This window comes from Streptomyces sp. NPDC021093 (assembly GCF_044333135.1).
Taxonomy (GTDB): domain Bacteria; phylum Actinomycetota; class Actinomycetes; order Streptomycetales; family Streptomycetaceae; genus Streptomyces.
In genome coordinates this window covers 628,184-653,088 of record NZ_JBIRQJ010000004.1, presented here as the reverse complement: position 1 = coordinate 653,088, position 24,905 = coordinate 628,184, and the positions used below count along the sequence as shown (strand labels likewise).

At 71.2% G+C, this 24,905-nt stretch carries 19 protein-coding genes; 3 read left to right on the top strand and 16 right to left on the bottom strand.

Annotated elements, in window-relative coordinates:
- Positions 1 to 138: 138 nt before the first annotated feature.
- The 7 genes from topA to ACH4SP_RS15515 form a co-directional block, all read right to left on the bottom strand.
- Positions 139 to 2,964, bottom strand: coding sequence for a type I DNA topoisomerase (gene topA / locus ACH4SP_RS15545; RefSeq protein ID WP_398414831.1), 2,826 nt, complete (start codon positions 2,962 to 2,964; stop codon positions 139 to 141).
- 416 nt (positions 2,965 to 3,380) lie between these two features.
- Positions 3,381 to 5,474: a serine/threonine-protein kinase gene (locus ACH4SP_RS15540; RefSeq protein WP_398414829.1), complete on the bottom strand. Its 2,094-nt coding sequence runs from the start codon at positions 5,472 to 5,474 to the stop codon at positions 3,381 to 3,383.
- Positions 5,475 to 5,609: 135 nt separating this feature from the next.
- The gene (locus ACH4SP_RS15535; RefSeq protein ID WP_398414827.1) at positions 5,610 to 7,148 is read right to left on the bottom strand and encodes a methyltransferase; all 1,539 of its coding nucleotides are present in this window, start codon (positions 7,146 to 7,148) and stop codon (positions 5,610 to 5,612) included.
- 170 nt (positions 7,149 to 7,318) lie between these two features.
- Positions 7,319 to 7,852: a small secreted protein gene (locus tag ACH4SP_RS15530; protein ID WP_398414825.1), complete on the bottom strand. Its 534-nt coding sequence runs from the start codon at positions 7,850 to 7,852 to the stop codon at positions 7,319 to 7,321.
- A gap of 212 nt (positions 7,853 to 8,064) precedes the next feature.
- Complete coding sequence (locus ACH4SP_RS15525; protein WP_398414823.1) at positions 8,065 to 10,524, bottom strand: sodium-translocating pyrophosphatase; 2,460 nt, start codon at positions 10,522 to 10,524, stop codon at positions 8,065 to 8,067.
- Positions 10,525 to 10,725: 201 nt separating this feature from the next.
- Positions 10,726 to 11,175: an ATP-binding protein gene (locus ACH4SP_RS15520; RefSeq protein ID WP_398414820.1), complete on the bottom strand. Its 450-nt coding sequence runs from the start codon at positions 11,173 to 11,175 to the stop codon at positions 10,726 to 10,728.
- A gap of 112 nt (positions 11,176 to 11,287) precedes the next feature.
- On the bottom strand, positions 11,288 to 11,641 hold the full coding sequence (locus tag ACH4SP_RS15515; protein ID WP_185033884.1) for an STAS domain-containing protein: 354 nt from the start codon (positions 11,639 to 11,641) through the stop codon (positions 11,288 to 11,290).
- Positions 11,642 to 11,804: 163 nt separating this feature from the next.
- On the opposite strand from ACH4SP_RS15515, the gene ACH4SP_RS15510 reads away from it, so the two are divergent.
- A complete protein-coding gene (locus ACH4SP_RS15510) occupies positions 11,805 to 14,294 on the top strand; it encodes a DEAD/DEAH box helicase (protein ID WP_398414816.1) in 2,490 nt (829 codons plus the stop codon).
- Positions 14,295 to 14,373: 79 nt separating this feature from the next.
- Here the strand turns inward: ACH4SP_RS15510 and ACH4SP_RS15505 are convergent, their stop codons facing one another.
- The 7 genes from ACH4SP_RS15505 to ssd form a co-directional block, all read right to left on the bottom strand.
- Positions 14,374 to 14,883 (bottom strand): Rv3654c family TadE-like protein, encoded by a 510-nt coding sequence (locus ACH4SP_RS15505; RefSeq protein WP_398414814.1) that lies wholly within the window; start codon positions 14,881 to 14,883, stop codon positions 14,374 to 14,376.
- A gap of 23 nt (positions 14,884 to 14,906) precedes the next feature.
- A complete protein-coding gene (locus ACH4SP_RS15500; protein WP_398414812.1) occupies positions 14,907 to 15,236 on the bottom strand; it encodes a TadE family type IV pilus minor pilin in 330 nt (109 codons plus the stop codon).
- A 61-nt stretch (positions 15,237 to 15,297) separates the two neighbouring features.
- Entirely contained in the window at positions 15,298 to 15,525 is a 228-nt protein-coding gene (locus tag ACH4SP_RS15495; RefSeq protein WP_398414810.1) for a DUF4244 domain-containing protein, read from the bottom strand.
- A gap of 88 nt (positions 15,526 to 15,613) precedes the next feature.
- On the bottom strand, positions 15,614 to 16,405 hold the full coding sequence (locus ACH4SP_RS15490) for a type II secretion system F family protein (RefSeq protein WP_398414809.1): 792 nt from the start codon (positions 16,403 to 16,405) through the stop codon (positions 15,614 to 15,616).
- Complete coding sequence (locus ACH4SP_RS15485) at positions 16,402 to 17,229, bottom strand: type II secretion system F family protein (RefSeq protein ID WP_398415100.1); 828 nt, start codon at positions 17,227 to 17,229, stop codon at positions 16,402 to 16,404. Before ACH4SP_RS15485 ends, ACH4SP_RS15490 begins: the two co-directional genes overlap by 4 nt.
- Before the next feature lie 26 nt (positions 17,230 to 17,255).
- Entirely contained in the window at positions 17,256 to 18,407 is a 1,152-nt protein-coding gene (locus tag ACH4SP_RS15480) for a TadA family conjugal transfer-associated ATPase (protein ID WP_398414808.1), read from the bottom strand.
- Positions 18,404 to 19,507, bottom strand: a complete 1,104-nt coding sequence (gene ssd, locus ACH4SP_RS15475; protein WP_398414806.1) for a septum site-determining protein Ssd — start codon at positions 19,505 to 19,507, stop codon at positions 18,404 to 18,406. Before ssd ends, ACH4SP_RS15480 begins: the two co-directional genes overlap by 4 nt.
- Before the next feature lie 462 nt (positions 19,508 to 19,969).
- Between ssd and ACH4SP_RS15470 the strand changes: the two genes are divergently transcribed.
- Positions 19,970 to 20,818 carry an HAD family hydrolase gene (locus tag ACH4SP_RS15470; protein ID WP_398414804.1) on the top strand — a complete coding sequence of 283 codons (849 nt, stop codon included), beginning with the start codon at positions 19,970 to 19,972 and terminating at the stop codon, positions 20,816 to 20,818.
- A gap of 446 nt (positions 20,819 to 21,264) precedes the next feature.
- Here ACH4SP_RS15470 and ACH4SP_RS15465 read toward each other — a convergent pair whose 3' ends face one another.
- Complete coding sequence (locus ACH4SP_RS15465; RefSeq protein ID WP_398414802.1) at positions 21,265 to 22,092, bottom strand: oxidoreductase; 828 nt, start codon at positions 22,090 to 22,092, stop codon at positions 21,265 to 21,267.
- Between the two features lie 112 nt (positions 22,093 to 22,204).
- On the opposite strand from ACH4SP_RS15465, the gene ACH4SP_RS15460 reads away from it, so the two are divergent.
- The gene (locus ACH4SP_RS15460; RefSeq protein WP_398414800.1) at positions 22,205 to 23,197 is read left to right on the top strand and encodes an ATP-binding protein; all 993 of its coding nucleotides are present in this window, start codon (positions 22,205 to 22,207) and stop codon (positions 23,195 to 23,197) included.
- A gap of 233 nt (positions 23,198 to 23,430) precedes the next feature.
- On the opposite strand, the gene ACH4SP_RS15455 is transcribed toward ACH4SP_RS15460, so the two are convergent.
- Complete coding sequence (locus ACH4SP_RS15455; protein ID WP_398414798.1) at positions 23,431 to 24,747, bottom strand: hypothetical protein; 1,317 nt, start codon at positions 24,745 to 24,747, stop codon at positions 23,431 to 23,433.
- Positions 24,748 to 24,905 lie beyond the last annotated feature (158 nt).

The following is a 24,905-nucleotide window of genomic DNA, read 5'->3' as shown; positions in this document are numbered from 1 at the left end:
GCTGGAGTTACGCCCCTAGCCCCCTTGGGCACAGGGGCCGCCCCCTGGGGCGGAACGGGTGGGCAAGGGGGCGGCCCCCACGCGGAGCCGCCCCCTCACGACCGCACGCCCGCGCGACCGCCCAACCCAACGCCCCGACTACTCGGAAGCCGCCGCCGCCTTCTTGGCAGGAGCCTTCTTCGCCGGCGCCTTCTTCGCGGCAGCGGTCTTCTTCGCCGCCGTAGAAGAAGCCGTCTTCTTGGCCGCCGTCTTCTTCGCGGCAGCCTTCTTCGCCGGAGCCTTCTTTGCCGCCTTCTTGGCCGTCTTCTTCGCCGGCCCCTTGGCCCGCTTCTCCGCCAGGAGCTCGTACCCGCGCTCGGGCGTGATCTCCTCCACGCTGTCGCCGGACCGCAGCGTCGCGTTCGTCTCCCCATCGGTCACATAGGGACCGAAACGGCCGTCCTTGACCACCACCGGACGCTCGCTCACCGGGTCCGTGCCCAGCTCCTTCAGCGGCGGCTTGGCGGCGGCCCGCCCGCGCTGCTTCGGCTGGGCGTAGATCGCCAGCGCCTCCTCCACCGTGATGGCGAAGAGCTGGTCCTCGGTCTCCAGCGAGCGCGAGTCCGTCCCCTTCTTGAGGTACGGCCCGTACCGCCCGTTCTGCGCGGTGATCTCGACACCTTCCGCGTCGACACCCACCACTCGCGGCAGCGACATCAGCTTCAGCGCGTCCGCCAGCGTCACCGTGTCCAGCGACATCGACTTGAACAGCGAAGCGGTCCGCGGCTTGATCGCGTTCTTGCCCGTCTTCGGGGTGCCCTCGGGCAGGATCTCCGTGACGTACGGCCCGTAACGGCCGTCCTTCGCGACGATCTGCCGGCCCGTCTCCGGGTCCGCACCCAGCTCGAAGTCGCCGCTCGGCTTGGCCAGCAGCTCCTCCGCGTACTCCACGGTCAGCTCGTCCGGCGCCATGTCGTCCGGGACGTCCGCGCGCTGGTGGTTCTCCGCGTCCTTCTCGCCACGCTCGACGTAAGGACCGTAGCGGCCGACCCGCAGCACGATCCCGTCGCCCACCGGGAACGACGAGATCTCCCGCGCGTCGATCGCGCCGAGGTCCGTCACCAGCTCCTTGAGACCACCCAGGTGGTCCCCGTCGCCGTTGCCCGCGTCGGACGCGACGCCCGTCGCCTCGCCCTCGCCGAAGTAGAACCGCCGCAGCCACGGCACGGACTGCGCCTCGCCCCGCGCGATGCGGTCGAGGTCGTCCTCCATCCGCGCGGTGAAGTCGTAGTCGACGAGCCGGCCGAAGTGCTTCTCCAGCAGGTTGACCACGGCGAACGACAGGAAGGACGGGACCAGTGCCGTGCCCTTCTTGAAGACGTAACCGCGGTCCAGGATCGTGCCGATGATCGAGGCGTACGTGGACGGACGCCCGATCTCGCGCTCTTCCAGCTCCTTGACCAGCGAGGCCTCGGTGTAGCGGGCCGGCGGCTTCGTCGCGTGGCCGTCGACCGTGATCTCCTCGGCGCCGAGCGCGTCGCCCTCGGCGACCTGCGGGAGGCGTCGCTCGCGGTCGTCCAGCTCCGCGTTCGGGTCGTCGGCGCCTTCGACGTACGCCTTCATGAAGCCGTGGAAGGTGATCGTCTTGCCGGAGGCCGAGAACTCGGCGGTGCGGCCGTCCGAGGCCTGGCCCGCGATCTTCACGGTCACCGAGTTGCCGACCGCGTCCTTCATCTGGGAGGCGACGGTCCGCTTCCAGATCAGCTCGTAGAGCCGGAACTGGTCGCCGGTCAGACCGGTCTCGGCCGGAGTGCGGAAACGGTCGCCCGACGGGCGGATCGCCTCGTGCGCCTCCTGCGCGTTCTTGACCTTGCCGGCGTACGTGCGCGGCTTGTCCGGCAGGTAGTCGGCGCCGTACAGCTGCGTCACCTGGGCGCGGGCGGCGGTGATCGCGGTGCCGGACAGCGTGGTGGAGTCCGTACGCATGTAGGTGATGAAGCCGTTCTCGTACAGCTTCTGGGCCACCTGCATGGTCGACTTCGCGCCGAATCCCAGCTTGCGGGACGCCTCCTGCTGGAGGGTCGTCGTACGGAACGGAGCGTACGGCGAGCGGCGGTACGGCTTGGACTCGACCGAGCGCACCGCGAAGGAGGAGTCGGCGAGGGCGGCGGCCAGCGCTCGTGCGTTCGCCTCGTCCAGGTGCAGGACGTCGCTCTTCAGTTGTCCGGCCGCGCTGAAGTCGCGGCCCTGGGCGACACGCCTGCCGTCGACCGTCGTCAGGCGGGCGACCAGAGAGGACGGGTCGGAGGCGTCCCCGGTGCGTCCGGTGGAGAACGTACCGGTGAGGTCCCAGTACTCAGCAGAACGAAAAGCGATGCGCTCGCGTTCCCGGGCGACGACAAGACGTGTGGCGACGGACTGGACACGGCCCGCCGACAGCTTCGGCATGACCTTCTTCCACAGGACCGGCGACACCTCGTAGCCGTACAGCCGGTCGAGGATGCGCCGGGTCTCCTGCGCGTCGACCATCGGCTTGTTCAGCTCGCGGGGGTTCGAGACCGCCTCGCGGATCGCGTCCTTGGTGATCTCGTGGAAGACCATCCGGTGGACCGGGACCTTGGGCTTCAGGACCTCCTGGAGGTGCCACGCGATGGCTTCGCCCTCGCGGTCCTCATCGGTGGCCAGGAAGAGTTCGTCCGACTCGGCCAGCAGCTCCTTGAGCTTCTTGACCTGCGCCTTCTTGTCGGAGTTCACGACGTAGATGGGCTGGAAGTCGTTCTCGACGTCGACCCCGAGGCGACGGACCTCGCCGGTGTACTTGTCCGGCACCTCGGCGGCGCCGTTCGGGAGGTCGCGGATGTGCCCGACGCTCGCCTCGACTACGTATCCGGGGCCGAGGTAGCCCTTGATCGTCTTCGCCTTGGCAGGCGACTCGACGATGACGAGTCGGCGGCCGCCCTGTGCGGTCTCGCTGGTCGGGGACAACTTGGCTCTTCTCTCCGGTCGACACTCGGTGGTCACAAGTGGTGGTCGATACCCGTCCGGCACGGCTGTGCCGGACGCATAACGCTGCGGAGTGTGACGGTACAACCCGCCCTCGTGTCAAACGGCAAAAGCCCGAAAGCCCGCAACGGCCACTCGGAGACGGTAACCCGACAATCGCCATTCCTGCCGCCCGGACCGACACACCACCCCTTACGGGTCCGGGGCCCGTCCGTCCGGGCCCGGTGGCGCGGCCCCCGCAAGAAGCCCTGGCCGGACCACCTGGCGCCCCTGGCCGGACCCCCTGGCCCGCCGTCCGTAAGACCGCCGTCCGTGAGACCGCCGCCCGCCGTCCGCCGTCCGTGAGACCGCCGCCCGCCCGTCGGCGGGGCCGTCGTCCGTCCGCGCCCCCGGGTCCCTCACCCGCCCGTCGGCGAGAGCGTCCCGGACTCCGCCTTCCGGTCCGCCCGGCCCACCGTGCAGACGACCTTCCTGAAACCGGTGTTCCACTCGGACGCGCCCGCCATGCTGCCGTTCACGGACAACTTGTCGCCCGGTGCCCAGACCGGCTCGAACTTGTTGCCGCACAGCTTGTTCGCGTTGTCGACCGCCCGCTGGTACGCCATCCCGGCCGGCGCCCACAGCGAGCCGATCACCTGATCCGTGTGCGGATTCGCACAGTCGGTCAGCAGCGCGGCCCAGGTGTCCTTGAGCTGCTTGTACGTCCAGCAGTCGCCGACCGCCATCCCCGACACCGGCAGGTCGAGCCCCGTGTCGCGGAACCGTCCCACCTCACTGCCGATCCCGGTGGACCGGCCGAGCACCAGGCAGACGACCTGCCCGCCCGCCGTGTCGAACCCCTGCGCCGTCGGGATCAGCGCATACGGCGCCGCGTCGGGCAGCGCCGCCACCAAGGACCGGGTCCGGCCCCGGCACAGCTCGGCCCCGTCCCGCTTCGCCTCCTGCGCGGTGTCGAACTTCTCCACCGTCATCACCTGCCCGTCGGGTACGCCCGTCGCGCAGTCCGCCGTCCCGATGTTGGGCCGGCCCGTGAACGGCTTGCTGAACCACACGGTGCTGACGCAGTCGCCCACCCCGAGCGGCTTGGTCAGCCCGACGGTCTCGCCGTACGGATAGAGCTCGCCCGAGCCACCGCCCGCATCACTCGGCGAGGCCGAGGCCTCGGCCGGTTCGGCCGACGACTTGGCCCCACCCGCGCCGGTCCCGCCCTTCTCGTCCCCGCCGATGGCCAGCACCGCCCACGTGCCGCCGCCGATCGCGAGCAGCGCCGCGACGGCGGCCCCCAGCACGACGCCCCGCCGATGCTTCGGCCTGCCGCCGTCCGGCGCCCCGGGCGCACCCGGCACGCCCGGGCCGTCGACCGGAGTGCCCGGCGTCGACGGCGTTCCCCCGCCGAGCCCGCCGACCCCCATCGCCGCGTACGGATTCGGCTCGTACGGATACGGATTCGGCGGCTCGTACGGACTCCCCTGCGGCGTCCCGCCCGGTGTGGACACCCCCCTGCCCAGCGGCACCGTCCCGCTCGGCGGTCCACCGGAGCCAGTCCCTCCACCCCCGTACGGCAGCACAGGACCGAATCCCGCCACCGGCCCCTGCCGTACCCGCTCCAGCCCCCGCGCCACCGTCTCGGGCGCGGACCGCCGTACCGGATTCTTCGTCAGGAGCCCCAGCAGCACCGGCCCCAGCAGCTCCCCGGCCCGTACCGGCGGAGCGGGAGGTTCCGTCAGCAGGGCGGTGAGCATCGCGTAGTCGTCGGGCCGGTCGAAGGCACCCCGGCCCTCGACCGCCGAGTACAGCGTCGCGCCGAGCGAGAAGAAGTCGGCGGCGGGTGTCGGCGGGTCGCCGCGCGCCCGCTCCGGGGCCAAGTACCCGGGTGTGCCGAGGATCCCGGCGGTGGCCGTCAGCCGGGGCTCGTTCGACCCCGGCTGGAGCGCGATCCCGTAGTCGGTCAGCAGCACACGTCCGTACGGGCCCGAATCGTCCGGCGCGAGAAGGATGTTGGCCGGTTTCACGTCCCTGTGCAGGACGCCGATCCGGTGCCCGAAGGCCAGCGCGTCGAGCACGGCGAGCCCGATCCGCGCGGTCTCGTCGGGCGGGAGCGGGCCCGAACTCCGCACCACCGACTGGAGATCGACGGCGTCCGGCACGAACTCCATGACGATCCAGGGCAGTCCGTGGTCCACCACCACGTCGTGCACGGTCACCACATGCGGATGGCCGCGCAGCCGGGCGGCGTTGCGGGCCTCGCTGCGTGCGCGGGCGATCCGCTCGGCGCGCTCGCCGTCGTCGACCGGGGCCGCGTCCGTGCCTTCCGGCATGACGATCTCCTTGATGGAGACCTCGATGGCCAACTCCTGGTCGTACGCCAGCCACACGCGCCCCATACCGCCCGCGCCCAGCTTCCGCACCAGCCGGTACCGGCCCGCGACGATGCGCTGTCCGCCCCGCTGCCCACCCTGCTGTCCGCCCCGTTCCGGCGTGCCGCCCGCCATGGCGCCTCCCCCGAGACCGCGTACCCGAGACCGCTGCTCTCCCGTGCATGCCGACGTGCGTCGTCACGCACCCTCTCGACGGTAGCCGCGCCTCCGGGGCGACACAGAGCCCCTTACCGGGCAAATGCCGTCACTTCATTCCCTCCCCTCCTCAAGCGGCTCCAGGAACCCCTGCTCCACCAGCAGCCGGATGGCCTCCGGCGTCCGGTCCCGGAGCAACACCGGGTCCTCCTCGATGAGTTGGGCGATCGCGTCCAGGATCTGCCCGGCGGTCAGCGACCCGTCGGACACTCCCGCGAAGCCCGCGCCGACCGTGTCGACCTTCGTCGCCCGCCGCATCCCCCGGTTCTGGCGCAGCACCACGTACTCCGGGTCCTCGGCCCCCGGGGCCCCGATCTGCTCCTGCACGACCTCGTCGGCCAGCTTGAAACGGTCGGCGAGCAGCGCCGCGTCGTCGTGGCCGCGCAGATAGTCCTGGCGCTCGAAGTGCGCCACGATCACCGGGCCGAGCGGCTGCTCGACGGGGTGCGGCCACTCCTCGACGGTGATCGACGGCGCGTCCTGTGCGGCCGCGGACTTGCGCAGCGTGATCCAGCCGAAACCGACCCCGGTGGTCTTGCGGGCCTCGAACTCGTCCAGCCACGCCTCGTACCGCGCGGCGTAGTCGGCGGGGTCCGTGCGGTGGTCGCCGCCGTCGCGCAGCCACAGCTCGGCGTACTGCGTGATGTCCTGCACCTCGCGCTGCACGATCCACGCGTCGCAGCCGCGCGGCACCCAGGAGCGGAGCCGGTCCTGCCAGTCCTCGCCCTCCACGTGCTGCCAGTTGGCGAGGAACTGCGCGTATCCCCCCTCGTTCAGCAGCTCGCCCGCTCCCTGAACGATCGTGCGGCACAGATCGTCCCCGCCCATCCCGCCGTCCCGGTACGTCAGCCGGGCGCCGGGCGAGATGACGAAGGGCGGGTTGGAGACGATCAAGTCGTACGCGGCGCCCCCGACCGGCTCGAACAACGAGCCCTCAAGGAGTTCGGCGCCGGCTGCCCCCGACAGGGCGAGGGTGAGCCGGGTGAAGTCGAGCGCGCGCGGGTTCAGATCGGTGGCGGTGACCCGCACCGCGTGCTGTGCGGCGTGCAGTGCCTGGATGCCGGAGCCCGTACCGACGTCGAGGGCGGCGCCGACAGGCGTACGTACGGTGATTCCGGCGAGCGTGGTGGAAGCGCCGCCGACCCCGAGCACGACGCCCTCCTCGCGGGTGCCCGCACCGCCCGCGCCGCCGACCGCGCGCCCCAGGTCGGACACGATGAACCAGTCCTGGCCCTCGTCCCCGCCGTACGGCCGCACGTCGACCCGGGCCCGTACGTCATCGCCCTCGGCCACCAGCCAGCCGTCGGCCAGGCACAGCTCCACCGGCAGCACGCCGGCGGCCCGCTCGGCCGGCACGGACTCCTGGAGCAGGAAGAGCCGCACCAGCGTCTCCAGCGGCCCGGTCGTCCGGGTCGCCCGCAGCGCGGGCACGGTCTCACCGCGGGCCAGCGCGCTGTACGCGGGCGCGCCGAGCAGGTCGAGCAGCCCGTCGGCGGTGAAGGCCGCGGCGAGCAGGGCTTCCCGCAACCGGGGAGCGCTCTCGGGGGCGGGCAGGGACTCGGGCAGGGGCGCGGAAAGGCTGGTCTGACTCACCCGGCCATTGTCACCGCTGCCACTGACAATCGCCGTACCCACGGAGGCGGCCCGCCCCCGTGACACGGCAACGGCGCCCCGGGCCGCGGATCCGTCGGCCCGCTCCGGGCCACGGGCCCGTCAGCCCGCTCCACTCCGCGCCCGGAACCGGGCCCGCCACTGGGCGGGCCCTACTGGCCCGCGGCCGGGCTCCCCGCGCCGTCCTTCGGCTTCTGGCAGGTCGGCTGCGCCTTGCTGAGCAGCTTGTCCGCCTTCTCCATGTCGGCGCCGATCTCCTTCAGACCCTTCGCGAACGCGTCGCCGTTCTTCGGGTCGAGGGCTTCGGCCTTCTTCTTCAGCGCGGTGTACGCGGCGGCCTGCGCCTCAAGCTGCTTGATGCCGTCCTTCTGGAGCTGCTCTCCCTTGTCGATCGGCGGCACGCCCGACGTGCGCAGCGCCTCGGCCAGCGCCCGGTTCGACTCCGCGACCTGCTGGAAGGCCGCCACATCGGCCTTCTTGATGTCCTCGGGCTTGCCGTCGGCAGCCGTCGCGACGATCAGCTGCTCGGCCTTGCTCCGCTTGTCGAGAGCGGTCTTCTCCTTCGGGCAGAAAGCCTTGGACCACTCCGCTTTCTTGTCCTCTGCGTCGTCTCCGCAGCCGGACAGCGTCGCCATCATCACGAGTACCGCACCGCCGGACAGTGCGGCTGCAAGCTTCTTGTTCACCGGATTGGTCCCTTCCAAGGTTCTCGGCCCCGGAACATACACGCCAAGTGGGCTACCACCGCGTGTCGGGCATCCCATTCACCCAGTATTGAAGCCATTTGCACCAGGAGAGAGACGGCTCACGCCCCCTCCCGCGCCCGCGCACGAAGCGGGCGGACGGCACGCCAACGCGTGTCGCCCGCCTGCCTTCTGACCTGCCATTACCAGACTCGCTACGGCACCGCCTTCGTCGTCACGGACGGTCCGGCCTGCTCGGGAACGCCCCCGGAGTTGCCTTCGTCACCGTGTCCGCCGTCACCGTGACCACCGTCACCGCCCGCTTCGTCGCCCATGACGATGCCGCGCCGCTTGGACACGTACACCGCTCCGACGATCACGCCGAAGGCGATGACCGCGACCACGGCCCGTACCCACGGACTCGCGTCGACGCCGAAGCTGAACTGCACCACGGCGGGTGCGATCAGCAGCGCCACCAGGTTCATCACCTTCAGCAGCGGGTTGATCGCGGGGCCCGCGGTGTCCTTGAAGGGGTCGCCGACGGTGTCGCCGATCACGGTCGCGGAGTGCGCCTCGCTGCCCTTGCCGCCGTGGTGCCCGTCCTCGACGAGCTTCTTGGCGTTGTCCCAGGCCCCGCCGGAGTTCGCGAGGAAGACCGCCATCAGCGTGCCCGCCCCGATCGCACCCGCGAGGTACGAGCCGAGCGCGCCGACGCCGAAGGTGAAGCCCACGGCGATCGGGGCCATCACGGCGAGCAGCCCCGGCGTCGCCAGCTCCCGCAGCGCGTCCTTCGTACAGATGTCGACGACCCGTCCGTACTCCGGCTTCTCCGTGTAGTCCATGATCCCGGGGTGCTCGCGGAACTGCCGCCGCACCTCGAAGACCACGGCCCCCGCCGACCTGGACACCGCGTTGATCGCGAGACCCGAGAAGAGGAAGACGACCGCGGCGCCGAGCATCAGCCCGACCAGGTTGTTCGGCTGCGAGATGTCCATGGAGAGGCTGACCGGGGTGCCCTCGCCGCCGGTCACGAGGCCCGCCTTCCGCGCCGCGCCCAGGATGGCGTCCCGGTACGAGCCGAAGAGCGCGGCCGCCGCGAGGACGGCCGTCGCGATGGCGATCCCCTTGGTGATGGCCTTCGTCGTGTTGCCCACCGCGTCCAGGTCGGTGAGCACCTGCGCGCCCGCCCCGGTCACGTCGCCGGACATCTCGGCGATGCCCTGCGCGTTGTCGGAGACCGGCCCGAAGGTGTCCATGGCGACGATGACGCCGACGGTGGTGAGCAGCCCGGTCCCGGCCAGCGCGACCGCGAAGAGGGCCAGGATGATCGACGTACCACCGAGCAGGAAGGCCCCGTACACGCCGAGCCCGATGAGCAGCGCGGTGTAGACGGCGGATTCGAGCCCGATCGAGATGCCGGCCAGGACCACGGTCGCGGGCCCCGTCAGCGACGACTTGCCGATGTCGCGGACCGGCCGCCTCGTCGTCTCCGTGAAGTACCCGGTGAGCTGCTGGATCAGCGCGGCCAGCACGATGCCGATGGCGACGGCCACCAGCGCCAGCATCCGCGGATCGCCGCTGTGCCCGAGCACCGACTTGTCCCCGACGCCTTCCAGATCGGCGTACGAGGACGGCAGGTGCACGAAGACGGCGACGGCGACCAGCACCAGCGAGATCGCGGCGGAGATGAAGAACCCGCGGTTGATCGCGGTCATGCCGCTGCGGTCGCTGCGCCGGGGCGCGACGGCGAAGATGCCGATCATGGCGGTGATCACACCGATCGCGGGAACGATCAGCGGGAACGCGAGTCCCGCGTCGCCGAAGGCCGCCATGCCCAGGATCAGCGCGGCGACGAGCGTGACGGCGTACGACTCGAAGAGGTCGGCCGCCATGCCCGCGCAGTCGCCGACGTTGTCGCCCACGTTGTCGGCGATGGTCGCGGCATTGCGCGGATCGTCCTCCGGAATGCCCTGTTCGACCTTGCCGACCAGGTCGGCGCCGACGTCGGCGGCCTTGGTGAAGATGCCGCCGCCGACCCGCATGAACATCGCGATGAGCGCGGCACCGAGCCCGAAGCCCTCCAGAACCTTGGGGGCGTGGTCGGCGTACACGAGGACGACGACGGCCGCACCGAGCAGGCCGAGGCCCACGGTAATCATGCCGACGACGCCACCCGTACGAAAAGCGATCTTCATCGCTTTGTGCGAGACGGTTTTGAGATCCTTCTCCGCCTCACCCTCCGCAGGAGTCGCTTCCCGCGCAGCCGCCGCGACACGCACATTGCTTCGTACGGCAAGGCGCATACCTATGTATCCGGTGGCCGCGGAAAAGATCGCGCCGACGAGGAAGAACAGCGAACGCCCTATCCGCTGCGAGGTGTTGTCCGCCGGAAGCAGCAGCAACAGGAATACCACCACCACCGCGAAGATCCCGAGAGTCCGCAACTGCCGCATCAGATAGGCATTTGCGCCCTCCTGCACGGCGGCTGCGATCTCCTTCATGGAGTCGGTGCCCTCGTCGGCCGCCAGTACCTGCCGTGTCAGCAGGCGAGCGACGATCAGTGCGGCGATCGCGACAGCGGCGATGACGATCACGATGAGCCGGTTGTTGTCGGTGAGTGAAACCGCGAGGTTCGAGAAGTGTTCGGACTGTGGGGAGTTGAAGAGTCCCGCCATTCGTCCTCCTTGACGCACAGAGCTCAAGACGTGGACGGATTGTAGGTAGCGGAAGCTGATCTCAACAGACCGCAGTGAAATCGATCTCTCGAAATGATTTTGAAACGGCCGGGAAAAAACGAAAGGCCCTGCTCAGCAGGGCCTCACGAATATCGCTTACGGAAATACCGCAAGAGCATTACCTCAGGGGTCTCAGAGACCTCAGGGCATCGCCACCGCGGAAGCGGTGGGCCAGCTCATGCGGATCATTCCGCCGTTCTCCCCGCCGACCACTTCGAGGTCGTCGACGAGTCCACTGATCACGGCGAGGCCCATGTCGTCCTCACCGTCGGAATCGAGATCCACAGCACCCGGCACCGACTCCGGTGTACTGCGCGCGCCCGGCACCGAACCGGCCGGTCCGGGAACCTCGTCGCCGACCTCGATGGAGAAGGTCTTCTCCTCCTCGGTCAGCGCGACCCGTACCGGAGCCGTAATGCCGTTCGTACGGTGCAGCCCCACGGCCCGGGAGCACGCCTCGCCCACCGCGAGCCGGACTTCGTCCAGCACCGCCTCGTCGACCCCGGCCCGACGCGCCACGGCGGCCGCCACGAGGCGGGCCGTCCTGACGTGTTCGGGCTGGGCGCTGAAACGGAGTTCCACGGTGGCCATTGCGCTCCCCCTTGACGTACGGGCGTGCATCCGCAGGAGGCCGGGCTACAAGCCCGGCACCCCGCGTTGTACTGCTCTTTGATTCTGTTCTGCCTCCGGAGACCGGAAGCCGTCAGTCGGTGGCCGCGACGGCTTCGTCGACCGTGGTGTGGATGGGAAACACCTTGGTCAGTCCGGTAATCCGGAAGATCTTGAGAATGCGCTCCTGGTTGCAGACCAGGCGCAGCGAGCCCTCATGGGCACGCACACGCTTCAGTCCGCCCACGAGCACGCCGAGGCCGGTGGAGTCGAGGAAGTCCACGCCCTCCATGTCGACGACCAGGTGGTAACTGCCGTCGTTCACCAACTCGACCAACTGCTCGCGCAGCTTGGGCGCGGTATACACATCAATCTCGCCACCGACCTCGACGACCGTACGGTCGCCGGCAGGTCCGGTCACGTTGCGAGTCGACAGGGACAGGTCCACGGATCCTCCAGCACCTTGCTATCGAGCGGCCGCCCCCCTGAGGTCTCCCCGGCGGAGCCAGAGGACGGAACGCCAGCCGCGAAACGCATTCAATCACTTACCAGCAGGCGAGCACGACGCCTTGGGACCATTGTCCGTCACGCCAGTGACACACTCGGCGGTGATGGCCAAGAATCCCCGTCCCGGACGACCTCCCCAGAGCAGGGCCCAGGCCCCGTCTCCGGGCGAGGTCCTCGCCCGTCTCGCCGCAGGGGAGAGCCGGGCCGCTCGCATCACTCATACGGAGCACTTGCCCCCGCGGGAGGGCAGCCATGCAGTATGGCCGGACCGCATCCGAACGGAAGTGATCGCGGCCATCCGCGAAACCGGGATCGAACACCCCTGGACCCACCAGGCACAAGGTGCCGAGCACGCACTGGACGGCGAGTCCGTGGTGATCTCCACAGGAACGGCGTCCGGGAAGTCCCTCGCCTACCTGGCCCCGGTCCTCACCACCCTCCTCGACGGCTCCGAGGCCCCCAACGGCCGCGGCGCCACGGCCCTCTACCTCGCCCCCACCAAGGCCCTGGCCGCCGATCAGCGCCGCGCGGTGAAATCCCTCGCCGCCCCTCTCGGCAACGCGATCCGCCCGGCGGTCTACGACGGTGACACCCCGGTCGAGGAACGCGAGTGGGTACGCCAGTACGCCAACCTGGTCCTCACCAATCCGGACATGCTGCACCGCGGCATCCTCCCCTCCCACGCCCGCTGGTCCTCCTTCCTCAAGGCCCTCCGCTACGTCGTCATCGACGAGTGCCACACCTACCGGGGCGTCTTCGGCTCGCACGTCGCCCAGGTGATCCGGCGCCTGCGCCGCCTCTGCGAGAGGTACGGAGCGAACCCGGTCTTCCTCCTCGCCTCCGCCACCGCCGCCGACCCCGCGGTCGCCGCGAGCCGCCTCACCGGCCTGCCCGTCCGCGAGGTCTCCGACGACGCCTCCCCGCGCGGGGAACTGGTCTTCGCCCTCTGGGAACCGCCGCTCACCGACCTCCACGGCGAGCGGGAAGCCCCCGTCCGGCGAACCGCCACCGCGGAGACCGCCGACCTCCTCACCGACCTGATCCTGCACAAAATCCGCACAGTTGCCTTCGTTCGCTCCCGCCGCGGAGCCGAACTGATCTCCCTCATCACCAAAGAACGCCTGGCCTCGATCGACCACTCGCTCCCCCACCGGGTGGCGGCCTACCGAGGCGGCTACCTCCCGGAAGAGCGCCGCGCCCTCGAAGCCGCCCTGCACTCCGGCGAACTGCTCGGTCTCGCCGCCACCACTGCCCTGGAACTCGGCATCGACGTCTCCGGCCTGGACGCCGTCCTCATCGCCGGCTACCCCGGCACCCGAGCCTCCCTCTGGCAGCAAGCCGGCCGCGCGGGCCGCACCGGCGAAGGCGCCCTCGCCATCCTCGTCGCCCGCGACGACCCCCTCGACACCTACCTCGCCCACCACCCCGAGGCCCTCTTCGACCAGCCCGTCGAATCGACGGTCCTCGACCCCGACAACCCCTACGTCCTGGCGCCCCACCTCTGCGCGGCAGCTGCCGAACTGCCTCTCACCGCCGCCGACCTCACCCTCTTCGGCCCGGCCGCCGCCCCCCTCCTCCCCTCCCTCGAATCAGCCTCCCTCCTCCGCCGCCGGGGGAAGTCCTGGTACTGGACCCGCCGCGAACGGGCCGCCGACCTCGCCGACATCCGGGGCGGCGGCGGCAACCCCATCCAGATCGTCGAAGAATCAACGGGCCGCCTCCTCGGCACGGTCGACGCCGAAGCCGCCCACACCGCCGTCCACGAGGGCGCCGTCCACCTCCACCAGGGCCGCACCTACCTGGTCCGCCGCCTCGACCTGGAAGACTCCGCAGCCCTCGTCGAAGAGGCCAACCCGCCCTACTCCACGACCGCCCGCGACACCACCGCCATCTCCATCCTCTCCACCGACACCACCGTCCCCTGGGGCACGGCCCACCTCCACTACGGCTCCGTCGAGGTCACGAACCAGGTCGTCTCCTTCCTCCGCCGCAAACTCGTCACCGGCGAGGTCCTGGGCGAGACCAAACTCGACCTCCCGCCCCGCACCCTGCGCACCCGGGCCGTCTGGTGGACCCTCACCGAGGACGACCTCGACGCCGCCCGCCTCACCCCGGAGATCCTCCCCGGCGCCCTGCACGCCGCCGAGCACGCGGCCATCGGCCTCCTCCCGCTCTTCGCCACCTGCGACCGCTGGGACATCGGCGGCGTCTCCATCCCGCTGCACCCCGACACCCTGCTCCCCACCGTCTTCGTCTACGACGGCCACCCGGGCGGCGCCGGATTCGCCGAACGGGGCTTCCACACCGCCCACGCCTGGCTCACCGCCACCCGCGAAGCCATCGCCTCCTGCGAGTGCGACGCCGGCTGCCCTTCCTGCATCCAGTCCCCCAAGTGCGGCAACGGCAACGACCCCCTCCACAAACGAGGCGCCCTCCGCCTCCTCACCACCCTCCTCAACGCCGCCCCCACCAGCACCCCCTCCCCCGACACACCCCCCTCACCGGGCGCCTCCAGCCCACCCGGCTCACCTCACTCACCAGACACCTCCAGCCCATCCGACGCACCCGGCCCGCCCGGCCCGCCCGACGCCTGAGAGCGCGCGGACGCAGTCCATGCGCGGGGCACAGCCCGTACGCAGGGCACAGCCCGTACGCAGGGCACAGCCCCGGGCATCAGCCCCCACCGGCACGAACCGTGCTGCTCCCGGCCCCGCGACCAGCGCCACGCGGCGGAGCCGCAACGTGCCTCAGCGGCGGGGTGCGGGCCCGGCCCGCCGCAGGCGCGACCACGCCCGCACCCTCACCTCCACCCACCGCCCCGGACCCCCACCCCGCCCGAGACCTCACCACCACTTCGTACGGCCCCACCCCCGCCGCCACCGAAACGTCCGCCACCTCCCCCCGCACCACGCACCCCACCACCCGCACCCCTTGCGCCCCAGCCACCTCCTCCGCCCTCCGGCACGCCGATCCCTCCCCTCGCGCCCATTCCCCTGCCGCCGCCAGCGCCGCCAAGTCCGCCCCGCTCCCGGCCCGGTGACGGGCCACCACCGCCTGTCCCATCGCCAGCACCCCCGTGAACACCACTCCGAGCAGCGCGACAACTCCCAGCGCCCACACGGTCGCCGACCCCCGCTCCGGCCCCCGCTCCAAACCCCGCTCCGCCCTCCCCCACCGGAACACCCCCGGCCTCCGGCCACGCGCTCTCACACCCCCACCCCCACCGTCTCCTCCGCCAGCGCGACCGCCTCGGCCCGCAGCGTCAGCCCCAGTCGGCCGGGCCCCGGCACAGGGGCTTCCACCAGCACCCGCACCAGGTCGCCCTCCCGCCGGAACCCGACCTTCGCCCCGTCCGGTGCCGCCTGTCTGGCCGTCGCCTCGGTAGCCGCCTGCGGTTCCTGCCTGGCTGCCGCCCGCGCCCCGGCCCGGGCGGCGTCCACGCACTGGATCTGGGCGGAGGCCGCCATCAGCGCCCACACCAGCGCCATCCCGAACAGCATCAGCACCGGCAGGGTCAGCGCGGCCTCGGCGGTCACATACCCCCGGTCAGCACCACGACGAGCTGCCCCTGCCCCTACCGCTTCTGTCTCCGCCCCCTCAGAACTGCACATCGAGCGCCCTCTCCACCGCCGCCTGCAACGCCGTCGAGACGGCATCACTGCTGACGACCTTGTAGAGCACCGCCGCGAAGGCGCACGCCGCGATCGTCCCCACCGCGTACTCGGAGGTCGTCATCCCTGAGTCGCCAGCCATCTGCACCCGCGCCCGCACCCGCACCCGCTCCAAGCCCCAACCCCAGCCCCGAACCTTCATCCGCTTCCACATCTCAACCTCCCGTTGATTCCGCTCACTTCTCGATTCGGATCTTTCTTCGGATCTTGCTTCGGGCCGCTTCCCGTCGCCCCGACTCACCTCACCCACCAGCCAGCAGTCCCTCCCCCAGCCCGATCACCACCGGTGCCACGCCCACCACCAGGAAGGCGGGCAGGAAGCAGAGCGACAGCGGTACGACGATCAGCACCCCGGCCCTGTTCGCCGCAGCCTCGGCCCGGCGTGCCCGTTCCGCCCTGAGCCCGTCCGCCACCCGCCCGACCTGTCCGGCCGCCGGAGCCCCGCTGGCACCCGCCCGCTCCAGACACCTGGCCAGACCGGCAGCGCCCGGTATCGCCGCCAACCGCCCCCACGCCTCGGCCGGTTCGCCGCCGAGCCGCAGCTCTGCCGCCGCCCGGGCCAGCCGCTCCCCGACCGGCCTGCCGAGTGACTCCCCGACCGCCTCGGCAGCCTCCCGTGGCCCCGCACCGGCAGCCACGCAGGCCGCCAACAAATCGGCTGCGAGCGGTAGTTGACGACCTGCGGCAGCATCCTCCGCCGCCGCATCACCCCGCGGCTGCCGCCCCCGCTGCCACCGCCGCACACCCACTGCGGCCACCGCCCCCACGAGGCACCCCCACACCCCTCCCACCAGCACATATCCCGCGACCACAGCCCCCGCGGGGCCGCCCCAGCCCCGCACCCACTCGGCCCCACCACGGAAACGCCCTCGCCGCCCCGCCCCGTACACCGCCGCTTCGACCGCCAGCAGCGTCGCCAGTCGCCGCCGCGCCTCCCGTTCCCTGCTCCGGCCCGCGACCGCAAAGGCCAGACATCCCACGGCCGCAGCAGCGCACACCACCACCCCCAGCCTGTGGACAACTTCTCCGTTCACGCGCCCTCCCCCGCTCCGGTCCGTACGATCCGGCGGGCCCACAGCAGACCCCCGGCCTCCAGCAGTCCTCCCGCCACCAGGCATCCGAGCCCCAGCGGTGTGTGCAGCAGCACCCTCAGCGGGTCGGCGCCCATCGCACTGCCGATCAGCACGCCCACCACCGGCAGCACCGCGAGCAGCGCCACCGTCGACCAGGCTCCGGCCAGCCGGGCCCGGAGCTGCTCCCGCCGGTCCCTCTCGGCCCGCAGCGCGGCCTCCAACCGGTCGAGCCCGGAGGCGAGTCCGGCCCCACTGCCCACCGACACCTGCCAGCAGACCGCCACCCCGACCAGCCCGTCCGCCCCCGGCTCCCGCGCCGCCCGGTACAGCGCCTCCGGCACATCACCCCCGAACCGGGCCGCCGCCAGTACCTCCGCCGCCGCATCCCCCAGTACGCCGGTGTCCGCGACCGCCGCGCACAGCGCCTGCCCCGGCTGGCTGCCGGCCCGCAGCTCCCCGCTGACCGCCCCGCACAGCGCGATCACCTCGTCGGTACGTCTCCCGCGCGCCCGCTCCGACTCCGTCGCCCGCAGCCGCCGTCCCACCAGGGGCACCGCCACCGCCCCCAGCACCAGCGGAACCATCGACTCCCCCAGCGCGGCGACCACCCCCGCCGCCGGCACGCACAGCCACTCCGGCCGCACCCGCTCCCGCACCAGCAGCCAGAGCCGTTCCCAGGGCGTCTCCCGCTCGTCCACCACGCCCCCGGCCACGACCAGCCGGGCCCGCCGCACCCCCCGGTCCCAGCCGACCAGCAGCCAGCCCGCAAGCCCCGCGCACACCATCGCCGCATACGCGACCGGTCCTCCCGTCACAGCGCACCCCCGATCAGCTCCCGCAGCCGCGGCCAGCCCCGCTCCCGTACGAATCCGCCGGCGCCCCACCGCAGCGCGGGCACCGTCACCACCAGCCCCGCCGGATCCCGCTCCAGCACATGCACCTCGGCGAGCCGCCGCCGGCCGTCCCGATCCCGCGCGAGATGCAGGACCACCGACAGGGCCGCCGCCAACTGGCTGTGCAGCGCCGCCCGGTCGAGCCCTGCAGCCGTCCCCAGGGCTTCCATCCGGGCCGGGACCTGTGCCGCCGCATTGGCGTGCACCGTGCCGCACCCGCCTTCGTGCCCGGTGTTCAACGCGGCCAGCAGCTCGGTCACTTCGGCCCCGCGGACCTCACCGACCACCAGCCGGTCGGGCCGCATCCGCAGCGCCTGCCGCACCAGGTCCTGCAGAGTGACCCGCCCGGCGCCCTCCTGGTTCGGCGGCCGGGACTCCAGCCGCACCACATGCGGATGGTCGGGCCGCAGCTCCGCCGAGTCCTCGGCGAGCACGATCCGCTCCCGCTCCCCGACCAGCCCCAGCAGCGCCGAGAGCAAGGTCGTCTTCCCGGCTCCCGTGCCCCCGCTGATCAGATACGACAGCCGGGCCTTGACCAGCGCCCGCAGCAGCACGTCCCCGCCCGGCGGCACCGTCCCGGCCGCCACCAGTTCCTGGGGCCGGAACGCCCTGGGCCGCACGACCCGCAGCGACAGGCACGTCGACCCGGCCGCCACCGGTGGCAGCACGGCATGCATCCGCGTCCCGTCCGGCAGCCGCGCGTCCACCCACGGCCGGGCATCGTCGAGACGTCGGCCCGCCACCGCCGCGAGCCGCTGTGCCAGCCTGCGCACCGCCGCCGCGTCCTCGAAGGACACCGGAGCGAGCTCCAGACCCGCCCCACGGTCCACCCACACCCGGTCCGGCGCGGAGACCAGCACATCGGTCACCGAAGGGTCGGCGAGCAGCGGCTCCAGCGGCCCCGCCCCCACCAGCTCGGACCTCAACTCGTCCGCGGCGCCCAGCACCTCCGCGTCCCCGAGCAGCCGCCCCTGCTCCCGCAGCACGGCAGCCACCCGCGCCGGTGTCGGCTCGGCCCCGCTCTCCGCGAGGCGCATACGCACCGCGTTCAACAGCACGGTCGCATTCATCCGGCCACACCCCCAACCAGCGCCCGCTCCCAGAACGCAGTGCAGAACCGGGCCAGCGGCCCCCGCGCACTGCTCCCCGGCGGTTCCCCTTCCGCAAGCGCATCCAACAACCCCGGCTCGGCCGGAAGTTCCCCCACCAGGGGAAGGTCGAGCGCCTTGGCCACCCACTCCTCGTCGAGCCCGGCCGCGTACGGCCCCCGCACGACGGTCCGCAAGTCCTCCAGCACCATGCCCGCCGTGGCGGCGACCCGCTGGGCGGCAGCCACGGCCCGCAGTTCACCGGGCACTACGAGCAGCCCGAGGTCCAGTTGGGCCAGGGCCTCCGCCACGCTCTCGTCCACCCTGCGCGGCAGGTCCACGACCACCACCCCACCGGACCGGCGGGCCGCGGCCAGTACCGCCCGCATCGCCTCCGGCGGGATGACCACCGCGTCGCTGCGGTCCCAGCTCAGCACCCTCAACTCGTGCAGGTGGGGCAGCGATTCCTCCAGCGCCGCACTGGCGACCCGCCCCCGCGAAGAGGCGAAATCCGGCCAGCGCATGCCCTGCACGCTCTCCCCGCCGAGCAGGACGTCGAGTCCTCCGCCGAGCGGGTCGCCGTCGATGAGCATCGTGCGCCGGCCGGCCCGCGCGGCCGTCACGGCCAGCGCGCACGCCAGAGTGGAGGCTCCGGCTCCACCCCGTCCGCCCATCACCCCGACGGTGAGTGCCTGACGGCCGACGCCCTCCGTCGCGTCGGCGATCCGGTTCACCAGCCAGGTTTCGGCGTCGGGCAGGCGCAGCACGTAGTCCGCGCCGATCTCGACGGCCCGCCGCCAGACCAGCGGGTCGTCCTGGTCGCGCCCGACGAGCATCACCCCGCGTCTGCGCACGGCTCCGCGCACCCGGGCCGCCGCGTCGTCCCCGACGAGCACCAGCGGCGCCGCTTCCCAACTTCCGTGCCGATCCGGCAATCCGTGATGAACTTCCGGCTCCGCGCCCGCTGCGGCGCACAATCTCAGCAGATCGTCGAGCAACTCCACATCTTCGGTGACGATCAGCGGTCCGCCCCGCCGCCCTTCGGCAGCCGACAACCGGTCGGGTGTGATCGGTCCAGCCACGATCCCCGCCCCCTCTCACTGCGCTCTCAAGCGATTCCGAGATCCGCGAACTTCGCGGCTGGAATCACCGTGCAGCGATCCGGAAAACCATGTGGATCTTGCTCGAAAACTGTGGACAACTCAGCAGTTGTGAATATTCCGCTCGCCCTTACCAGTGACTTCCAAGGGGAACGGAACAACTACGCAGAGTGACGAGTTGAAGGTGTGCAAGGGATCGCCGTCAGCCACGAACAAGAGAGAGGACCCGCCCGATGCACACGGATCAGAGGCCGCCGAGGGGCCCGAAAAAGCATCCGGACATGCGACGACCCCCGCCGGGGGGGAGAGCGGGGGTCGTCTGCCACGGTCCGACTCGGGGGGGGAGGAGCCGAACCGGGGTAGCACGGTCGCGAACGATCCGTGACTTCCATGGTGTACCCGAGAGGCTTCTCAGGCAAACCCACGCGCCCCAGCGTACGCCGAATGGTGGGCGCCTATGCTCGGCTCGTGGAAAACCGCTCGCTGCCCCGCACCGCTGCCTTCTTCGACCTGGACAAGACCGTCATTGCGAAGTCGAGCACGCTGACCTTCAGCAAGTCCTTCTACCAAGGCGGACTGATCAACCGCCGAGCCGTTCTGCGAACGGCCTACGCACAGTTCGTCTTCCTGGCGGGCGGCGCGGACCACGATCAGATGGAGGGCATGCGCGAATACCTCTCCGCGCTCTGCAAAGGCTGGAACGTCCAGCAGGTGCGGGAGATCGTCGCCGAGACCCTGCACGACCTGATCGACCCGATCATCTACGACGAGGCCGCCTCCCTCATCGAGGAGCACCACGCCGCCGGCCGTGACGTCGTGATCGTCTCGACGTCCGGCGCCGAGGTGGTCGAGCCGATCGGTGAACTGCTCGGCGCCGACCGGGTGGTGGCCACCCGGATGGTCGTCGGCGATGACGGCTGCTTCACCGGCGAGGTGGAGTACTACGCGTACGGACCGACCAAGGCGGAGGCCGTCAAGGACCTCGCCGCCTCCGAGGGGTACGACCTGGCCCGCTGCTTCGCCTACAGCGACTCGGCGACCGACGTGCCGATGCTGGAGTCGGTCGGCCACCCCTTCGCGGTCAATCCGGACCGGGCGCTGCGCCGCGAGGCGACCGCCCGGGAATGGCCGGTTCTCGTCTTCAGCCGCCCGGTCCGGCTGAAGCAGCGACTGCCCACCCTCACGATGCCGCCCCGCCCGGCTCTGATGGCGGCGGCAGCGGTGGGAGCGGCAGCCGCCACAGCCGGCCTCGTCTGGTACGCGAGCCGCCGCCGTACCGCCGTCACCGGCTGACTGTTTGCCCGTATTTGAGAGTAAAAGTAAAGAAGCGTTTCCAGGGGTTCCGCTTCCCCGCCAACGGGAGTACAAAGGATTCAACGGCCCGCGAGACCAAGGACATCCGAGAGGATCACCTTTCTACGCATTACGGCCCCACGGACCGCGCATGAAAGCCGAGCACCCACGCGACGTCGACCCGTCGATTACGGGCCAGCCGCACCAGGCCACGGGCGAAGATCCCGACCTGATGGGCAAAAATCCGAGGACGCTTGGTAACCCGGCGGACATGCCAGCGGCGGTACCTATTCCGGTACCGCCGCATCTCTTTGCCCTGATTGCCCTGACAGGGAAACCGGCCGCCGAACCCGACCACCGGACACGGTCACCGAACCCGACCACCGGACACGATTACCGCGGACCCAGCCACCGGACCCGGCCGCCGAACCCGCGGCCGACAGGCCTCAGGCCGCGCCGCGCTGCAGCGCCTCGCAGACCGCCGTCGACTCCCGCGCCCCCAGTTCCGCCGCACGCCCGCAGTGCGCGATCCACGCGGCCACGCCCTCCGGCGTACCGGACACGTAGCCCTCCAGCGCCGCGACGTACGCCGCCCGGCCCTGTTCCGCGTGGCCGACCTCGGCCGGGCAGACCGACTTCGGGTCGAGCCCGCTGTTGATCAGCACGATGCGCTCGGCGGTACGCGCGACGAGCCCGTTGTGCGAGCCGAACGGCCGCAGCGCCAGCAGCTCACCGTGCACCACCGCCGCCGTCACCAGCGCGGGGGCGGCCGCACCCCCGGCGATGATCAACTGCGACAGCCCCTCAAGACGCCCCGCCACTTCCCCCGCACCCGGCAGCGGAAGCTCGACGAGCGGCTCGTCCACCGGCTCGCCGGCCAGCCTCGGCCGCCCCACCAGCTCGTCCGCGATACCCGCGCCGCCGGCCGCCACCAGATGCAGCCGCGCCAGCACCCGCAGCGGCGACTGCCGCCAGATGGACAGGAGCTGCCCGGCCTCGGCCGTCAGCCGCAGAGCCCCGCCGACCACCCGGGCCTCGTCGTCACCGCTGAAGTCGGTGCGCCGCCGCACCTCCTCCAGCGCCCAGTCGGCGCCCGACAGCGCCGCCGAGCCGCGCGCACCGCGCAGCGCGGCCTCCCCGGTGATCTCGTTGCTGCGGCGCCGCATGACGCGGTGCCCATAGACCCGGTCCACGGCCTTGCGTACGGAATCCACGGCCTCGGGCACGCCGGGCAGCGCGCCCAGCGCCGCGAGCGGATCAGCGTTCGTACTCATAAGTAAGGAGCGTACGCACCGTTCCCGCACACCCCTCCACGCCCCACCTTGGAGTGGTCTTCTTCACTTGCAGTGCGCACCCACTGCATTCATGCGATTACCCTTGGTGAACATGAAGATCGCTTTCGTCGGGAAGGGCGGCAGTGGCAAGACCACGCTGTCCTCGCTGTTCATCCGCCACCTCACGGCCAACGAAGCTCCGGTCGTCGCCGTCGACGCCGACATCAACCAGCACCTGGGCGCGGCCCTCGGACTCTCGGACGACGAGTCGGCCGCGATGCCCGCGATGGGCGCGCACCTCCCCCTCATCAAGGACTACCTGCGCGGCACCAACCCCCGTATCGCCTCCGCCGAGACGATGATCAAGACGACTCCGCCCGGCGAGGGCTCCCGGCTGCTGCGGGTCCGCGAGGACAACCCGGTGTACGACGCGTGCGCCCGCCCGGTGATCCTCGACGACGGCGTGATCCGCCTGATGGCGACCGGCCCGTTCACCGAGTCGGACCTGGGTGTGGCCTGCTACCACTCCAAGGTCGGCGCGGTCGAGATGTGCCTGAACCACCTGGTCGACGGCCCCGACGAGTACGTGGTGGTCGACATGACGGCGGGCTCGGACTCCTTCGCGTCGGGCATGTTCACCCGCTTCGACATGACGTTCCTGGTGGCCGAGCCCACCCGCAAGGGCGTCTCCGTGTACCGCCAGTACAAGGAGTACGCCCGGGACTACGGCATCGCGCTCAAGGTCGTAGGCAACAAGGTGCAGGGCCAGGACGACCTGGACTTCCTGCGCGCGGAGGTCGGCGACGACCTGCTGGTCACCATGGGCCACTCGGACTGGGTGCGCGCCATGGAGAAGGGCCGCCCGTCCCGCTTCGAGCTCCTGGAGGCGGACAACCGCCAAGCTCTGCAGGTCCTCCAGGACGCCGCGGAGGACAGCTACGCGCACCGCGACTGGGAGCGCTACACGCGCCAGATGGTGCACTTCCACCTGAGGAACGCGGAGAGCTGGGGGAACGCGAAGACCGGCGCCGACCTGGCTGCCCAGGTCGACCCGGCCTTCGTGCTCGACGAGCGCCTGGCGGTCAGTGCCGCTCAGCCGGCGTAGCTGCCGCAGCGACCCGCCGTCGGCGCCACCCAGTCCTCGCAACGTCCTCGCAACCGCACCGGTCACCCCCGCACCGGTCACCCCCGCAGCGGAACCGACGGACGGAGTCCGGCGCAGCGCCCCGAAACCCGAGAGGCGCCCCGGGCACCGGACGGTGCCCGGGGCGCAGACGGCGGATCTGCCCCGGCTGCCCGGGCCGACCCGGCCTTTCGTGCTCGACGAACGCCTGGCGGTCAGTGCCGCTCAGCCGGCTTGGCTCCCGAAGCTCCCGGGGCCGTATGGGCTCCCGGGGCCGACGGGGCGTGTGCGGCGGGCCGGGCGGCCGGATTCAGGAAGGCCGCCCAGTCCGTCTTCGGCGCCTGGCCGACCTTCAGGGTGCGCAGCTTGGCCAGGACCTGCGGGTCCTGCGCGTCCAGCCAGTCCGCGAGCTGGCGGAACGACACGCACTTCACGTCGCGCTGGGTGCAGACGGTCTTGATGGTGTCCTCGATGGCGCGCATGTACGTGCCGCCGTTCCAGGACTCGAAGTGGTTGCCGATGATCAGCGGGGCGCGGTTGCCCCGGTACGAGCGCTCGAAGGCCTGCACCAGGCCGTCGCGCATCTGGTTGCCCCAGTACTCGTGCTTGTCCTCGTCGCCCCGGGTCGCGCCCGACTGGTTCATGTAGAAGTTGTAGTCCATGGAGAGGGTCTGGAAGGCCCGCCCCGGCACCGGCACCAGCTGCATCGACAGGTCCCAGAGGCGGCCCTGCTTCTCCGGCCAGATCTGGTCGTTGACGCCGCTGGTGTCGTAGCGGAAGCCCATCTCGCTCGCCGCCCGCATGAAGTTCTTGCGGCCCTCAAGACAGGGCGTACGGGCGCCGACCAGTTCCTTCTCGTAGTCGAAGGGCAGCGGCTTGGCCGACTTCAGCGCGGTGTTGGACTTCCAGTTCTTGACGAAGGACTTGGCCTGGGCGATCTCGCTCTTCCACTCCTCCTTCGACCAGGTGCCGACGCCGCCGTCCTTGCCGCAGAAGTGGCCGTTGAAGTGGGTGCCGATCTCGTTGCCCTCGAACCAGGCGCCGCGGATCTGCTCCACGGTGTCCTTGATTCCCTTGGCGTCGTTGAAGCCGATGTCCGAGCGCCCGGCGGAGTGCTGCGGCGGGTTGTAGAGGTTCTTCTTGTCCTCGGGCAGGAGGTAGACCCCGCTGAGGAAGTACGTCATCGTCGCGTCGTACTTCTGCCCGACCTTGCGGAAGTGGGAGAACAGCCGCTGGCTGTCCTCGCCCGCGCCGTCCCAGGAGAAGACCACGAACTGCGGGGGCTTCTGCCCGGGTGCGAGCTTCTTCGGTACGGGCTGGAGGGGCTGCACCCCGGTGTACGCGGTGGAGCCGTCGCCGATCAGCCGGACCGGGCTGTTGGGTGCGGCGACGGGCGCGTTCTTCTTGGCGCCGTGCGCGCCCTGTCTGCTCTCGGCCGGGTCCGACGCCTGACCGGCGCAGCCCGCCAGGGCGGTCAGGGACAGTGCGGCGGCGGTGACGCCGAAGGTGACTCTCTTCGTGGCGGCCATCATCCGCCCACCTCTTCCTCGATCGGCTGTGCAGAGCGGCCGGGGCCGGGACGGCCTGAACGGCGCGGCAAACCTCGCATGCACCCACACACCCACAGATGCGACAAGCCGTCCGAAATGCTTATTCACTAATTCGGGTGAAGGATTGCCCCATTTGACCG

Excerpts from the sequence above, each read along its gene's own strand:
- ACH4SP_RS15540 (WP_398414829.1), bottom strand. The coding sequence starts at position 5,474 with ATGGCGGGCGGCACGCCGGAACGGGGCGGACAGCAGGGTGGGCAGCGG.
- ACH4SP_RS15525 (WP_398414823.1), bottom strand. The coding sequence starts at position 10,524 with ATGGCGGGACTCTTCAACTCCCCACAGTCCGAACACTTCTCGAACCTC.
- ACH4SP_RS15520 (WP_398414820.1), bottom strand. The coding sequence starts at position 11,175 with ATGGCCACCGTGGAACTCCGTTTCAGCGCCCAGCCCGAACACGTCAGG.
- ACH4SP_RS15510 (WP_398414816.1), top strand. The coding sequence starts at position 11,805 with ATGGCCAAGAATCCCCGTCCCGGACGACCTCCCCAGAGCAGGGCCCAG.
- ACH4SP_RS15495 (WP_398414810.1), bottom strand. The coding sequence starts at position 15,525 with ATGTGGAAGCGGATGAAGGTTCGGGGCTGGGGTTGGGGCTTGGAGCGG.
- ACH4SP_RS15485 (WP_398415100.1), bottom strand. The coding sequence starts at position 17,229 with ATGGTGTGCGCGGGGCTTGCGGGCTGGCTGCTGGTCGGCTGGGACCGG.
- ACH4SP_RS15480 (WP_398414808.1), bottom strand. The coding sequence starts at position 18,407 with ATGAATGCGACCGTGCTGTTGAACGCGGTGCGTATGCGCCTCGCGGAG.
- ACH4SP_RS15470 (WP_398414804.1), top strand. The coding sequence starts at position 19,970 with ATGGTGGGCGCCTATGCTCGGCTCGTGGAAAACCGCTCGCTGCCCCGC.
- ACH4SP_RS15465 (WP_398414802.1), bottom strand. The coding sequence starts at position 22,092 with ATGAGTACGAACGCTGATCCGCTCGCGGCGCTGGGCGCGCTGCCCGGC.
- ACH4SP_RS15460 (WP_398414800.1), top strand. The coding sequence starts at position 22,205 with ATGAAGATCGCTTTCGTCGGGAAGGGCGGCAGTGGCAAGACCACGCTG.
- ACH4SP_RS15455 (WP_398414798.1), bottom strand. The coding sequence starts at position 24,747 with ATGATGGCCGCCACGAAGAGAGTCACCTTCGGCGTCACCGCCGCCGCA.